The 13,328-nt window shown below is 72.0% G+C and carries 14 protein-coding genes; 7 read left to right on the top strand and 7 right to left on the bottom strand.

The genetic code is table 11. The annotated features are described in order from the left end of the window. The first annotated feature begins 78 nt into the window (after positions 1 to 78). Positions 79 to 1,302, top strand: coding sequence for an MFS transporter (locus tag ACQP0U_RS00225; protein WP_433314664.1), 1,224 nt, complete (start codon positions 79 to 81; stop codon positions 1,300 to 1,302). On the opposite strand, the gene ACQP0U_RS00220 is transcribed toward ACQP0U_RS00225, so the two are convergent. Then, positions 1,299 to 2,501: an FAD-dependent oxidoreductase gene (locus ACQP0U_RS00220; RefSeq protein ID WP_433314662.1), complete on the bottom strand. Its 1,203-nt coding sequence runs from the start codon at positions 2,499 to 2,501 to the stop codon at positions 1,299 to 1,301. The genes ACQP0U_RS00225 and ACQP0U_RS00220 overlap by 4 nt on opposite strands. Before the next feature lie 61 nt (positions 2,502 to 2,562). Here ACQP0U_RS00220 and ACQP0U_RS00215 point away from each other — a divergent pair, with 61 nt between their 5' ends. The 3 genes from ACQP0U_RS00215 to ACQP0U_RS00205 all read left to right on the top strand — a co-directional run bounded on the left by ACQP0U_RS00215 (position 2,563) and on the right by ACQP0U_RS00205 (position 4,947). Next, the gene (locus ACQP0U_RS00215) at positions 2,563 to 3,144 is read left to right on the top strand and encodes a TetR family transcriptional regulator (RefSeq protein WP_433314659.1); all 582 of its coding nucleotides are present in this window, start codon (positions 2,563 to 2,565) and stop codon (positions 3,142 to 3,144) included. A 70-nt stretch (positions 3,145 to 3,214) separates the two neighbouring features. Continuing rightward, complete coding sequence (locus ACQP0U_RS00210) at positions 3,215 to 3,763, top strand: SigE family RNA polymerase sigma factor (RefSeq protein WP_433314656.1); 549 nt, start codon at positions 3,215 to 3,217, stop codon at positions 3,761 to 3,763. Further along, positions 3,760 to 4,947: a hypothetical protein gene (locus ACQP0U_RS00205; protein WP_433314650.1), complete on the top strand. Its 1,188-nt coding sequence runs from the start codon at positions 3,760 to 3,762 to the stop codon at positions 4,945 to 4,947. Before ACQP0U_RS00210 ends, ACQP0U_RS00205 begins: the two co-directional genes overlap by 4 nt. Positions 4,948 to 5,072: 125 nt before the next feature. On the opposite strand, the gene ACQP0U_RS00200 is transcribed toward ACQP0U_RS00205, so the two are convergent. The 6 genes from ACQP0U_RS00200 to ACQP0U_RS00175 form a co-directional block, all read right to left on the bottom strand. After that, positions 5,073 to 5,975 carry a sulfurtransferase gene (locus ACQP0U_RS00200; protein ID WP_433314647.1) on the bottom strand — a complete coding sequence of 301 codons (903 nt, stop codon included), beginning with the start codon at positions 5,973 to 5,975 and terminating at the stop codon, positions 5,073 to 5,075. Positions 5,976 to 5,994: 19 nt separating this feature from the next. Continuing rightward, a complete protein-coding gene (locus ACQP0U_RS00195) occupies positions 5,995 to 6,441 on the bottom strand; it encodes an imidazolonepropionase-like domain-containing protein (RefSeq protein WP_433314644.1) in 447 nt (148 codons plus the stop codon). A 2-nt stretch (positions 6,442 to 6,443) separates the two neighbouring features. Next, positions 6,444 to 7,211, bottom strand: a complete 768-nt coding sequence (locus ACQP0U_RS00190; RefSeq protein WP_433314641.1) for an SGNH/GDSL hydrolase family protein — start codon at positions 7,209 to 7,211, stop codon at positions 6,444 to 6,446. 172 nt (positions 7,212 to 7,383) lie between these two features. After that, positions 7,384 to 8,523, bottom strand: coding sequence for a hypothetical protein (locus tag ACQP0U_RS00185; RefSeq protein WP_433314638.1), 1,140 nt, complete (start codon positions 8,521 to 8,523; stop codon positions 7,384 to 7,386). Between the two features lie 227 nt (positions 8,524 to 8,750). Further along, a complete protein-coding gene (locus tag ACQP0U_RS00180; protein WP_433314636.1) occupies positions 8,751 to 9,935 on the bottom strand; it encodes a TolB family protein in 1,185 nt (394 codons plus the stop codon). After that, positions 9,932 to 10,462, bottom strand: a complete 531-nt coding sequence (locus ACQP0U_RS00175) for a SigE family RNA polymerase sigma factor (RefSeq protein WP_112583951.1) — start codon at positions 10,460 to 10,462, stop codon at positions 9,932 to 9,934. The genes ACQP0U_RS00180 and ACQP0U_RS00175 overlap by 4 nt, the downstream gene beginning before the upstream one ends. Positions 10,463 to 10,603: 141 nt before the next feature. Between ACQP0U_RS00175 and ACQP0U_RS00170 the strand changes: the two genes are divergently transcribed. Genes ACQP0U_RS00170 through ACQP0U_RS00160 form a run of 3 tightly spaced genes read left to right on the top strand, consistent with a single transcriptional unit; the run spans position 10,604 to position 13,319 of the window. Beyond that, positions 10,604 to 12,373, top strand: a complete 1,770-nt coding sequence (locus ACQP0U_RS00170; RefSeq protein WP_433314633.1) for a proline--tRNA ligase — start codon at positions 10,604 to 10,606, stop codon at positions 12,371 to 12,373. Positions 12,374 to 12,430: 57 nt separating this feature from the next. Continuing rightward, positions 12,431 to 12,856, top strand: coding sequence for a CBS domain-containing protein (locus tag ACQP0U_RS00165; RefSeq protein ID WP_433314631.1), 426 nt, complete (start codon positions 12,431 to 12,433; stop codon positions 12,854 to 12,856). Positions 12,857 to 12,890: 34 nt separating this feature from the next. Next, positions 12,891 to 13,319 (top strand): SufE family protein, encoded by a 429-nt coding sequence (locus ACQP0U_RS00160; RefSeq protein WP_433314629.1) that lies wholly within the window; start codon positions 12,891 to 12,893, stop codon positions 13,317 to 13,319. Positions 13,320 to 13,328 lie beyond the last annotated feature (9 nt).

Genomic DNA, 13,328 nt, shown 5'->3' with positions numbered 1-13,328 from the left:
ATGATCACCGACAGGCGCGGTCCCCTTTCCTGCCGGCGGCTTGACCCTCGACCCGGTCGAACCGGCACGGTCGCCGGCATGACTCCCTCAGCTCTGGGCCGGGACTTCCGGCTCCTGTGGTCCGCAGCCGTCTCGTCCCGGTTCGGGGACGCGCTGCGTACCCCGGCCCTGGCCCTGTTGGCCGCGACCGTGACCCGCGATCCCCGGGTCATCGCGGCGGTCACAGTGGCCGGACAGTTGCCGCCGCTGCTCTTCGGCCTGCTCGGCGGCGTGTACGCGGACCGCTGGGACCGTCGGCGGACGATGGCAGTGGTCGACGGGGTACGCGCCGCCGTGGTGGCGGCGCTGGCCGTGGTGGTCGCGCTGAACCGGGTCAGCGTCGTGGTGCTGCTGGTGGCGGCGTTTCTGCTCGCCGCGCTGGGCACCCTCTTCGACTCCGCCTCGTTCGCGCTGCTCCCCGCGTTGGTGCCGCCGGACGCGCTGCCCCGGGCGAACGGCCGGCTCCAGGCGGGGTCCGCAGTGGCCGGTGGTTTCCTCGGGGCGCCCGCCGCCGGTGTCCTGTTCGCCGCCGCCCCGGCCCTCCCGTTCGCCCTCGACGCCCTCACCTTCGCGGCGGCAGCCCTGCTCGTGCTGGCTCTCAGCCCGCCTCCCACGGTGGGCGCGGGCAGGGCACGGCGGCGCGGCTCGGTGCGGGGCGAGATCGTCGAGGGTCTGCGCTGGCTGCGCGCGCACCGGACGCTGTGGCGGGTAACAGTGCTCACCGCCGCGAGCAACCTGGCGATCAGCGGAATCATGGCGGTGCTGGTGCTCTACGCGCTGGATGTGCTGCGGGTGCCGCCGGCCGGGTACGGGCTGTTCGCCGCCGCCGCCATCGTCGGGGGCGTGGTGGGGGCTCTCGGTGCGGGTCGGCTCGCCGCCTGGCTCGGCACGGTGCCGGCGTTGCGCGCGGTGCTGGCCGTGGAGACCGTGGCGCTCACCGGCTTCGCGCTGGCCCGACACCCGGTGCCGGGCGGGATCGCGCTTGCCGTCTTCGCCGCCGGGACGGTGGTGTGGAACAGCCTGTGGGCGTCGTACGGGCAGCGGCACGTGCCGAGCGATCTACTCGGCCGGGTCGGGTCGGCGCAGCGGATGGTCGGTCTGCTCACCGCACCGCTCGGGGCGGCGCTCGCCGGGCTGGCCGCTGCGGCGTACGGCACGGTGCCGGTGGCGGTCGCGGCGGCGGGGACGTTCGCGCTCGTCACACTCGCCGCGTGGCGGACCCTGCGGCCGGCGTCGCCAGGTGTGCTGAGCCGCGCGGCCTAACCCGGCGTTCGTTCGCGGTGCGACAGCCCGGACAGACGCAGTGCGATCCGCCGGCGGGCCGGTGGCACGGCACCGAGAAGTCGGAGCAGCACGTCCCGGGCCGGCCGTCCGGCCGGGGAGACGGCTGCCATCCTGGTCAGCCCGGCGGCGAAGCTCAGCACGTCCTCGGCCATCGGCCGCTGACGGGCGCTGTAGTCGTCGAGCAGCGTCTCCGGGCCACCGTCGAGCACGTCCGCCACTGCGGTGCCGAGCGCTACCGCATCGCAGATGCCGAGGTTCATGCCCTGCCCACCGGCCGGGCTGTGCACGTGCCCGGCGTCGCCGGCCAGCAGCACCGGCCCGGCGCGGAAGGTGTCGGCGATGCGGTGGTGCACCCGGAACCGGGAGCCCCAGAGCACCTCGGTCACCCGATCGGGTCGTCGCGCCGGGCCGCGCTCGTCGAGCAGCGCCTGGAGGTAGGCCGCATCCGGTTCGGCCGGGGCGGTCTCCACGGCGGCGACCAACCGGACCACCCCGCCGGGGAGTGGCGCCCAGACCAGCGGCCCGGAGCGGGCGAGGAAGAGCGCCGCCTCGTCGCGGGGCAGCACACTGCGCACCCGCACGTCGGCGAGCACGAAGGACTCCTCGTCGCTGCCGCCGGTGAAGCCGATGCCGGCCAACTGCCGGACCGTGCTGTGCAGGCCGTCCGCGCCGACCACGTACCGGGAGCGCAGCGTCTCCCCGTCGACCTGCGCGAGCATGCCGGCGCCGGCGCGGCTCAGCCCGGTGAGCTGGCACGGCCGTCGTACCTGGACACCGAGCTCGGCCAACTTCTCGGCGAGCACGGCCTCGGTGACCGCCTGGGAGACCAGCAGCGCGTAGGGGAAGCGGGACGGCAGCTCGTGGAACGGCACCGACAGCAGCACCCGGTCCCGGTCACGCACGGTGAACCGCGGCGTCCGCACCGCCTGGTCGATCAGCGGCGCCGCGGCACCGATCCGGTCCAGCACCTCAAGGGTGTACGCGTGCACGACGGCGGCGCGGGAGGTGGTTGGCGGCGCGGCCAACCGGTCCAGCACTGTCACCTCGACTCCGCGCCGGGCCAGCGTCAACGCGGTGGCGAGACCTGTGGGGCCGGCACCTACCACCAGGACGTCGGTGTGCGTGGGCAGCATGGCCACCTCCGGAAGACTGTTGCCAACACCCGTTGGCAAACGCATGTTGGCAACGGTAGGACCCCTCTCATTGCGTGTCAACAGTTGTTGGCATACGGTCGTTGGCATGACGCCGTCCGCTCAGTCGACCCAACCCCGCCGCTCCGACGCCACCAGGGCGGCGATTCTGCGAGCGGCCCGGGAACGGTTCGCGGCGGACGGCTACGAGCGCGCCACGATCAGGGCCATCGCCGCCGACGCGCAGATCGACCCGTCGATGGTCATGCGCTACTACGGCAGCAAGGAGGGGCTCTTCGCGGCGGCGGCCGAATTCGACCTCCGCCTGCCCGACCTGACCTCGGTGCCGTCCGCGCAACTCGGTGAGGTGCTGGTCCGGCACTTCCTCGCCCGCTGGGAAGGCGACGAGACCCTGGTGGCGCTGCTGCGGGCCGCCAGCACCAATCCCGGCGCGGCCGAACGCATGCGGGGCATCTTCGCCGAGCAGCTCACCGCCGCCGTGGCCACGTTCGGCACCGACCCGGTGCTGACCGCCCGACGGGCCGGCCTGGTGGCCAGTCAGATCCTCGGCCTTGCCTTCACCCGATACATCCTCCGCCTGCCGCCCATGGTGGACACCACGCCGGAGGAGCTGGTCGCCTGGATCGCGCCGACCCTTCAGCGCTATCTGACCGGAACGCCACCGAACTGACCCAACCTTTTCCCACCCCCCGTGCGTCTGCCAGATGACCCGTACAGCGCGACGGCCGGGAGGGGGGCGGATGGCGCCGACGAGGAACGACGGACGCGACGGTTACCTCGCCTTCGTGGAGAACCACCAGCACCGGCTGCTCCGCGCGGCCTACCTGATCTGCGGCAACCAGCACCAGGCCGAAGACCTCCTCCAGGACGCGCTGCTGAAGCTGGCGCTGCGCTGGTCCTCGGTCCGCAACGGCGACCCCTCCGCGTACGTGCGGGCCATCCTCTACCGCGACTCGGTGTCGTGGTGGCGTCGCCGACGGCGGGAATGGCTCAGCGCAACTCCGCCGGACCAGGTGGCCCACGACCGCGACGGCGCGTTGCGGCTGACAATGCACGACGCGCTGGGCCTGCTGCCACCACGGCAGCGGGCCGTGCTGGTGTTGCGCTACTACGAGGACCTGACCGAGGTCGCCACCGCCGAGGCGCTCGGGGTGACCGTCGGCACCGTGAAGAGCCAGTGTCATGCGGCGCTGCGCCGACTCCGCGAGGTCGCGCCGGACCTCGCCCGCGATGCCCGACCGAGCCGAAGCTCGGCCGATCTGCCCAGCGGTCTGGAGGTGAACCCGTGAACGAGCAGGACCTGCGCCGACTGCTGACCGTCAGCGTCGAGGACGTGCTGCCCAGCCAGCCGGCCACCGCCGGATGGGAGCGGGCTCGGCGTACCCGGCGTACCCGGCGGGCCGCCGGAGTGGTCGCCCTGGCCGTGCTGCTTGTCGGCGGTGGCACGGTGGCGGCTCTGCGACCGCCCTCCGATCCAGCCCCTCCGGTGGGCCCCACGGTGACTCCGACCGCCGACCCCACCCATGCGGGTCCGGTGCAGAAACCGCCCGCCGAGCTGACCTTCCCGCCCGACCCGTTGGCCCGGCTCGGCGACCCGGCCACCGTGCCGCTCTCCGAACGACCGGTGCAGCGGGCACTGGCGCTGTTCCAGCCACTGGACGAGGAGTATCACGCGAACGGCCCGGTCCGGGTGCTCGGCGACGACCGCGTGGTGCGCAGCCTGGACGTGGTGACGCTGGCGCCGACCCGGGACGCGAGCGGCAACGAGGCGCCCGCCCTGAAGCCGGGGGTGCTGTCGCCGGACGGCAGGTCGGCCGCGTTCGCGCAGACCAAAGAGCTGATCATGATCGACCTCACCACGGCGGCCGTCCGTCGGATACCGCTCGACGGCTACCTGGAGCAGGTGGTGTGGGCGCACGACCGGGTGCTGGTCGGAGGCGACGACCGGACGTACGCGGTGGACCGGGTCACCGGGGCTGCCAGCACGATCGACGTGTCGACCTGGGAGTTGATCGCGCCCGACCCGGCCGCCGGCCGGGAGGCCCCGTTGATCGACATGTACGGCGAGGGGACCGGCCTGAAGCTACGCAGCCGGACCGCCCGGGAGGCTGAGCTCCGCTCCGAACAGCCGGTCAACGCCTCGGCGCTGCCCTCTCCCTACCAGGTCAACGAGTTCTACGGCCGGGGCTGGCTGCACGGCGAACGGTTGGCCCGGGCCGCCTGGATCACCAGCAGCGAGATCGACGGTGCCGAGGGAGCGGCCGTGCTGGACGCGCGGACCGGCGCCGTGCTCCACGTGCTCGACCTGGGCCGGGATCGTGCCAAGGGGTGCTGCGACGTGCTGGGCTGGGACAACAAGGGCGCTGTGCTACTCCGACTGGAACCGGCCGCCCTGGCGCGTTGGCATCCGGAGACCGGCGAGATCACCGGCATCATCCGCGACCTGCGCGGGGTGATCGCACTCGCGGGCTGACCACCGTCCTCGCGCGGGCGGCATGATCGACTCGGGTTCACTGATATCGCGGCGTCCGGGCAGGGTAGGCCGACATCCGTGAACCCGAGTCGATCACACGGCGACCGCCCGGCGGCTCGGGCCGCTCAGACGGCCAGGCCGCCGGGCTGGTCTCCCTTGACGACTGGTGCCCGGACCAGGTTGCCCCACTCGGTCCACGAGCCGTCGTAGTTACGCACCTGCGGATAGCCCAGCAGGTGCCGCAGCACGAACCAGGTGTGGCTGGACCGCTCGCCGATCCGGCAGTACGCGATCACGTCGTCGTCGGGGCTCAGCCCGAGCTGGTCGGCGTAGATCGCCTTCAACTCGTCAGCCGACTTGAACGTGCCGTCCTCGTTGGCGGCCGACTTCCACGGCTTGCTGACCGCGCCCGGGATGTGCCCACCGCGCAGCGCGCCCTCCTGCGGGTAGTCCGGCATGTGCAGCGTCTCGCCGGTGTACTCACCCGGCGACCGGACGTCGACAAGTGGGCGGCCGGAGGCAATGTGCGCCATGACCTGTTCCCGGAAGGCCCGCAGCGGCGCGTCGTCACGCAGCGGCACCGGATAGTCGGCGCGGGGGCGAGCCGGCTTGTCGCGGGTCACCTCGCGTCCCTCGGCGATCCACTTCTGCCGGCCGCCGTCGAGCAGTCGGACATCGGCGTGGCCGAAGAGCGAGAACACCCACAGCGCGTACGCGGCCCACCAGTTGAAGTTGTCGCCGTAGAAGACGACAGTGTCACCCCGACCGATGCCCTTCGCGGCACACAGCTCGGCGAAGCTCTTGGCGTCCAGGTAGTCCCGGGTCACCTGATCGTTCAGCTCCAGGTGCCAGTCGACCTTGACAGCACCGGGAATGTGACCGGATTCGTAGAGCAGCACGTCCTCGTCGGACTCGACGACGACGAGACCCTCGTCGCCCAGATGCTCGGCCAGCCACTCGGTGGTGACCAGCCGCTGCGGGTCCGCGTACGACTGGAGGCGGGGATCGGGATCGTTCGGCACAGACATGATCCCCAAGGTACGCCGTTCAGGCCCGACGGTGGACGATCCGACCGGCGATCACCGTCACCAGGCAGGTACCGTCGACGCCGTGCACCGCGAGGTCGGCCCGCCCGGCCGGCCGCAGCGTCGGCGCCACGGCGTTGGGAAGCAGCAACAGGTCGCTCCGCTCGGCAGCGGCCCGCAGCGCCGGGTCGGTCAGGTGTTCCGCCAGCACCGCCGTCACCCCGGTACGCAGCAGCGCGTGCACCCGCTCGCGCGGGGTTGGCGCGGGTGGCAGCGGACCGTTGTGCAGCAGACCCGGCCCCAGCGTGCCGGGCCAGCGGCGAACCCGGGCACCGGCGTACGCCGAACTCAGCTCGGCCAGCGGCCCGACGGCCTCGACCCGGTCGCCACTGACCAGCACGGCGTGCTCGGGCACCGGATCGCCGTCCCGGTCGCGGCGCAGCAGGGCCGCGGTGTGCAGAGTGAGCACGCTCAGTCGACGAGCGGTCCGAGTTGCGGACGCTTCGCCGTCACGGTGTCGCCGGACGACCGCCCGGTCAACCGCCGCCTTACCCAGGGGGCGAGGTGCTGACCGACCCACCGCAGGTCGGCGGCACGGGCGGCCAGCCACGGCGACGGCGTCGGGTGCGGCGGGACCATCAGCCACTCCTCGTCGCAACCGACCCCGAGAGCGTTCAACACCTGCCCGGCGACCCGCCGGTGGCCGGCCGGCGAGAGGTGCAACCGGTCGGTGCTCCAGAGCATCGGGTTGAGGAAGGTGTCGTCGGCGTACAGGTCGACCATGATCGCGCCGTGCCGCTCGGCGGTCTCACCTACCGCCTGGTTGAGCAACTGCACCCGGGGAGCGACGAGGCGCTGGCCGGGCAGTCGGGCCATCACATCCGCGAACCGGAAGAGGAGCACGTCCGCGCCCCCCGAGCGCAGTTGCCGGACCACCTCGTCGAAGCGGGCGACAAGCGTGTCCGGGTCGAAGGTGCGCCGCAGCACGTCGTTGCCACCGGCCGCGAAGCTGATCAGATCAGGCTTCATCGCCACTGCGGAAGGCACCTGCTCGGCGACCACGCTGGGAAAGAGCCGGCCCCGGATGGCCAGGTTCGCGTACCGGAAGTCGGGCCCCGCGTCGGCGGCGAGCCGCGTCGCCACCAGGTCCGCCCAACCGCGGAAAGTGCCATCCGGGTACGCGTCGTCCATACCCTCGGTGAAGCTGTCCCCGACCGCGACAAAACTGCGCCAGCGCACCCGCGCCTCCCTCACGCCACTCGTTGCCTGCGGCGACCAGTCTGTCACCGCAGGAACGCCCGGCACCGCCCCGAATCCACTACGTGTCGGAGGTCATGCGCACACGACGGGCGGGACCGGCCACCCCCGTGAGTGGCCGGTCCCTCGTACCCGGTGACTGCGCACCGGGAGCTCAGCCCAGCAGACCACCCCACGGCTGGCCGGCAGGCACCGACGCGGAGGCCAGCACCCGGCCGTCGGCGGCGTACCGGACCAGGCGGTAAGCCGGCGCGTCGTCGGCCGGCGTCGCAGCGTTTACCTGAGCCACCAGGGTTCCGTCGGCGGCGAAGACGACGTCGACCGTCCCCCCGTGGCCGGTCGGCTTGCGCCAGGCCGCTTCGAGTGGTGCCAGCTCAGTGACCGCCCCGCTCGCAACGTCGACCCGGTAGGTACGGAACTGCCAGGTGCAACCGCACTCACCCGGGTTGGGCACGTGGGTGCTGAGCACCGCCGTCCGGCCGTCCGCGGAGATCCCGGCCACCCGGTCGACGACGCGGTCGGCAGGGATGCGGGGACTGATGGTGCGCCGGGTACCTCGCTCGTTCCCGATGCTCACCGTCCGCTTGGCGGCCTGAGCCCACCATCCGTTGTCCACCGTCGGGCAGTCGGCCTGGTGGTCGGCAACCACCCTACGGCCGGTCCCGTCGGCATTGATGGCGACCAACGTCCAGTCCTTCTGCCGACCCACGGCGAACAGCACACGCCCGGAGTCGAGCCAGCCCGGCGCGCAGGTCTGCTGGCCCTGGGTCGGAATGGCGTGCCGCTTCGCGCCGTCGAAACCGCTGATCACCAGCCGACGGGCGGACGGTTCCATCCAGGCCGCCCGCCGGCCGTCCGGCGAGACGGCGAGCGGGCCGTCGATGTTCTTGCTGTTCTCGGGGCGGCCCGAACGCACCAACTGCCAGCTCCCACCAGGGGTACGCCGCCAGATCCGGGCCGGGTCGTTCTGCTTTTGGCCGTTCTCCTCGGCGGTGTACCAGGTCAGCTGCGGCCACTGCGTCGAGCCGGTGGCCGGGCGGGCCGGCGCGACGGCCGGAGCCGCCGGAGCCGCATCCGGCACGGAGCCGCCGGTGCCGGCGGCCGGGGTGTCGCCGGTCGTGGGAGCGGCGATGGCGGTACCGGTCTCGGCCGGAGCCGTCGCGGTCTTCGGATCGGCGGTGCCGCAGGCTGCGGCACCGAACGTCAGGAGCAGCAGGGCGGCAGTACCGGCGAGCGCGCCGGAACGGTGGGCCGAGGCGGGGCGGGTGGTGTGGGTGAACGGGCCGAGGTTCATCGATTCCATCCTTTGTGGAGGCTTACCGTGCCTGACACCACCCAAGACGAGCCCCTGGCCGTGACGAGTTGCCGCCGCGACGCGCTACTACCGGACAGTCGGATCCGCTCGCACCGGCAACCTTTTCCGCAGTTCACCGACGGTGATCAACACCGGCCCGCCAGCGGTGCGCAGACGCAGAATGGGCGGGCCACCCGAGGGTGACCCGCCCTTTCTCGCGCTGATTGTCAGTCGACGACGGCCAGGATCTGCATGTCCTTCAGGCTCGCCGGCTCGGCGGTCTCGGAGATCTTCTTCCCGTCCTCGTCGACCAGCAGCACCGCGTACCCGCTGCCGGACTGGACCCGCACGACCATCGACCCGTCCGCCTGGAAGTAGACCTGCCGCAGCGTGCGACCGCCCAGTGGCAGGGTGACCTGTTTGCCACTGCGGGTGTCCAGCACCGCGTTGGCCCACAATTCACGAGCGATGTCGCCGGACTCCTCGCCGGGCTCCCTGCGCAGCAGAGCGATCCGGGAGCCGTCCGAGGACAGGCTGGCGATGTCATGGCTGCGCCAACCACGCATGGAGAAGCCGGGAACGACCCGCTTCTTCGTGCCATCCGTGCCGTAGAGGGTGACCCCGATGTCGACGGCCATGGCGATGGTCCGACCGTCCGCCGACCAGAGGGCGTGACAGCCGCGGAGCTGCCCCGGCCACCAGGTGACTGTCCTCTTGTCGCTGCGGGTGTCCAGCACTCCTTGCCGAACGGGCTCGCCCATTGCCTGCGCCTCGACGAACAGCAGGTGCCGCCCATCCGGTGACCAGACCGGGGAACAGTCGCTTGCCACGTCCGAGCGCATTTCCTGCCTGTCCGATCCGTCGGCGTCGGCGACGACGAGGGTGCTTTCGCCACCGTCGTCACTCTCCACCCAGGCCACTCGGCGCCCGTCCGGCGAGATGCTCGCGTTGCCCTTCGCCGCCAGCTCGGGCAGAGCCAGCAACCGCACCGGACTGTCACCCGGACGCCAGGACCGCAGATTCACCATCTCCGCGTCGGTCACGCTGGCGGGGCCGTAGAAGAGCTTGCCGAACTGCACGGACGGGGTGTTCGTGCCCGTCCCGCCGCTGGGTGGGGCGCCGGGCGTGTCGCCGGCGCTGGTGGACGGTGTCGGGGTGGGCGACGCCGACGGCGACGGGCTCGCCGTGACCGACGGGGTGTCGGCGGGTAGCGGGCTCGGGGACTGGTCCGGCCGGATGGCGAAGGCGGTGCCGGCCGCCGCCGCGATCAGCACCAGCGCGGCTGCCGACGTGGCCACCGCCCGCTGGATACCGAGCCGGCGGGACGTGCGCAGCGTACGGTCCCGCAGGTCGACCGAGGTGACCTCGTCGGCCAGGGCGGTCAAATCGAGCCGGAGGCGCTGGTCGTTCATCGGGTACTCCCTTCCAGGACGTACAGCTCGGCGAGTTCGGGCGCGACGGTGCGCAGCCTGGCCAGTGACTTGGCCGTCTGGCTCTTCACGGTGCCGATCGTGACGCCGAGCAGGTCGGCCGCCTCCGCCTCGGTGCGGTCCTCGAAGAACCGCAGCACCAGCACGGCACGTTGCTTCGGGGAGAGCTTCGCCAGCGCCGCCCGCAGGGTGAGCCGCAGACTGGTCTGGTGGGCGTGGTCCGGGGCCGAGTCGCCTCCGCGTGGCTCGGGCAGGTCGCCCGGCATCGACTCGGGTACCCGGCGCCGTCGCCACCAGGAGACCTGTAGGTGGTACATGGTCTTGCGGGTGTACGCCTCGGCGTTGCCGCTGTGGTGCAGGCGGTTCCAGGAGCGGTGGGTCCGGGCCAGGGCCGACTGGACGAGGTCCTCGGCCAGGTGCTGGTCGCCGGTGAGCAGGTAGGCCGAGCGCAGTAACGCCGGCGTGCGGGTACGGACGAACGAGTCGAACTCACTCAGCAGAGGGTCCACACGGGCCAATCCTTCAGGTCGGGGTGCGAGGGCTTGGTGTCACTGCAGACGTCGGCAACGACGCCGATGGTTGCCGGCGACGGGTGCGGTTCGGATCGAAATGGATCGCTCATCCTGCCGCACCGGCCGTAGGCTGCGCGGATGCTGCTACGCATGTCGACCCTGTTGCTGCGGACCCTGCGCGAGGATCCGGCCGACGCGGAGGTGCCGAGCCATCGGCTGCTGCTGCGCGCCGGCTACATCCGTCGTGCCGCACCGGGCGGCTACACCTGGCTGCCGCTGGGCAAGCTGGTGCTGGACCGGATCACCGAGGTGGTGCGGGCCGAGTTGGTCGCGATCGGCGACCAGGAGGTGCACTTCCCGGCGCTGCTGCCCGCCGAGCCGTACCGCACGAGTGGCCGGTGGGCCGAGTACGGCGACGACATCTTCACCCTCGCCGACCGGCGCGGTGCCGAGCACCTGTTGGCGCCCACCCATGAGGAGATGGCGGCGCTGCTGGTCAAAGACCTGTTCACCTCGTACCGGGACTTCCCGGTGACGCTGTTCCAGGTGCAGACGAAGTTCCGCGACGAGGCGCGGCCACGCGCCGGGTTGCTGCGCGGCCGGGAGTTCCTGATGAAGGACGCGTACTCCTTCGACCTGGACGAGGCGGGGCTGCGCGAGGCGTACGGGCGGCATCGCGCCGCGTACCGGCGGATCTTCGACCGGTTGGGTCTGGACTACGCGGTGGTGCGGGCGATGTCCGGCGCGATGGGCGGCTCCGCGTCGGAGGAGTTCCTGGCGGCAACGCCGGTCGGCGAGGACACGTTCGTCGGCTGCACCTCCTGCGACTACGCGGCCAACACCGAGGCGGTGGCCACCCGTGTGCCGAGCGCCGGTGACCCGGGCACGCAGCCGGCCGTCGAGGTGCACGACACGCCGGAGACCCCGACGATCGCGAGCCTGGTCGAGTTGGCCAACGCGCGCCGGTTGGGCGGTCGGGACGGCTGGACCGCCGCCGACACCCTGAAGAACGTCGTGCTGTCCGTCCGTCTGCCGGGTGCCGAACGGGCCGAGCCCCTGGTGATCGGTCTGCCGGGTGACCGCGAGGTCGACCTGAAGCGGGTCGGTGCCGCACTGCACCCCGCACAGGTGACCGTCTTCGAGGATTGGGCCGACCATCCGGAGCTGGTTCGTGGCTACATCGGGCCGCAACTGCTCGACAAGCTGGGCATCCGTTACCTGGTCGATCCCCGAGTGGTGACCGGGTCGGCCTGGCTGACCGGGGCGAACGAGCCGGGCCGACACGCGACCGACGTGGTGTGTGGACGGGACTTCACCCCCGACGGCACCATCGAGGCGGCCGACGTCCGCGCCGGCGACCCCTGCCCCGACTGCGGGGCGGGCGAGCTGACCATCCGGCGGGGCATCGAGATCGGGCACATCTTCCAGCTGGGTCGCCGCTTCACCGACGCCTTCGCCGTCGACGTGCTCGGGCCGGCGGGCAAGCCGGTCCGGCCGACCATGGGCTGCTACGGCATCGGGGTCTCCCGGGCGGTGGCGGCCGTCGCCGAACAGCACCACGACGACCGGGGGCTGGTCTGGCCGGCGGCGATCGCGCCGTGTGACGTACACCTGGTGGTTGCGGGCAAGGGCCCGCAGCTCGACGCGGCGCTGGAGCTGGGCGGGCAGCTCGCCGCCGCCGGCCTGCGGGTGCTCGTCGACGACCGCACGCACGTCTCGGCCGGGGTCAAGTTCACCGACGCCGAGCTGATCGGCATCCCCCGGGCCGTCGTGGTCGGCCGCCGCCTCACCGAGGGGTACGTCGAGCTGCGCGAGCGGGCCGGCGACGGGCGCACCGAGCTACGGCTTGACGGTCTGGTGGATCGACTCGTCCACGAGGTGCGCCAGGAACGTGCAAACCTGGTGTAGCTGCGGCGTCACGGGGTAGTGCAGTCGGATCGGGTGGAAACGTCTTCGGAGGCTCTCATGACCGGTTACCGGGTCAGTGACGTGATGACCAAGCAGGTCGTGTACCTGCCGGCCGAGACCACCCTGGACGAGGCGGCCAGGGTGATGAAGGAGGCCGACATCGGTGATGTGGTGGTCACCGACGGCGCCAGCCTCGCCGGCATGCTCACCGACCGGGACATCGTGGTGCGGGCAGTTGCAGAGAACAGCTCCCCGGCGGCCACCACCATCGGTTCGATCGTCACCCGTGAGGTCGTCATGATCGAACAGCACTGCACGGCGGGTGAGGCGGCGGCGCTCATGCGGGAGCGGGGCATCCGACGCGTGCTGGTCTGTGACAGTGACCGCAAGCTGGTCGGGATCGTCTCGCTCGGCGACCTGGCCATGCAGCTCGACCCGACAAGCGCGCTCAGCGAGATCAGCGAGCAGTCGCCCACGGCCTGACTGGGCCCCCGCACGACGGCGGTAGCCTCGACACATGGCTGACATGCCGGCCCGACTGGCCGAGATCGTCGACGAGTTCGCGGACGCGCCGCGCGACCTGGTGCTGGAGATGCTCCTGGAGTACGCGGACGTCATCCCGGTGCTGCCGGAGGGCGCCGCGGAGCACGAGGGCATGGAGCAGGTGCCGGAGTGTCAGACGGCGTTCTTCCTGCGCGCCCGGGTGACCCCGGAAGGCACCGTGGAGACGCTCTTCGACTGCCCCCCGGAGGCGCCCACCACCCGGGCGTTCGCCGGGATCCTCGCCGAGGGGCTGGCGGGCGCGAGCGCCGAACAGGTGCTGGCCGTGCCGGACGACCTCTACCAGCGGATGGGGCTGGCGCAGGCAATCAGTCCCCTGCGCATCCGCGGCGGTACGGCCATCCTGGGCCGCCTCAAGCGGCAGATCCGGGAACAACTCGACTGACCGCGAGGT

The sequence above is a fragment of the Micromonospora sp. CA-269861 genome (genome assembly GCF_050948505.1).
Taxonomy (GTDB): domain Bacteria; phylum Actinomycetota; class Actinomycetes; order Mycobacteriales; family Micromonosporaceae; genus Micromonospora.
This window is presented reverse-complemented; position numbering and strand designations above follow the sequence as displayed.

Excerpts from the sequence above, each read along its gene's own strand:
- ACQP0U_RS00180 (WP_433314636.1), bottom strand. The coding sequence starts at position 9,935 with ATGAACGACCAGCGCCTCCGGCTCGATTTGACCGCCCTGGCCGACGAG.
- ACQP0U_RS00185 (WP_433314638.1), bottom strand. The coding sequence starts at position 8,523 with ATGAACCTCGGCCCGTTCACCCACACCACCCGCCCCGCCTCGGCCCAC.
- ACQP0U_RS00220 (WP_433314662.1), bottom strand. The coding sequence starts at position 2,501 with ATGCGTTTGCCAACGGGTGTTGGCAACAGTCTTCCGGAGGTGGCCATG.
- ACQP0U_RS00225 (WP_433314664.1), top strand. The coding sequence starts at position 79 with ATGACTCCCTCAGCTCTGGGCCGGGACTTCCGGCTCCTGTGGTCCGCA.
- ACQP0U_RS00170 (WP_433314633.1), top strand. The coding sequence starts at position 10,604 with ATGCTGCTACGCATGTCGACCCTGTTGCTGCGGACCCTGCGCGAGGAT.
- ACQP0U_RS00200 (WP_433314647.1), bottom strand. The coding sequence starts at position 5,975 with ATGTCTGTGCCGAACGATCCCGATCCCCGCCTCCAGTCGTACGCGGAC.
- ACQP0U_RS00160 (WP_433314629.1), top strand. The coding sequence starts at position 12,891 with ATGGCTGACATGCCGGCCCGACTGGCCGAGATCGTCGACGAGTTCGCG.
- ACQP0U_RS00165 (WP_433314631.1), top strand. The coding sequence starts at position 12,431 with ATGACCGGTTACCGGGTCAGTGACGTGATGACCAAGCAGGTCGTGTAC.
- ACQP0U_RS00210 (WP_433314656.1), top strand. The coding sequence starts at position 3,215 with ATGGCGCCGACGAGGAACGACGGACGCGACGGTTACCTCGCCTTCGTG.
- ACQP0U_RS00215 (WP_433314659.1), top strand. The coding sequence starts at position 2,563 with ATGACGCCGTCCGCTCAGTCGACCCAACCCCGCCGCTCCGACGCCACC.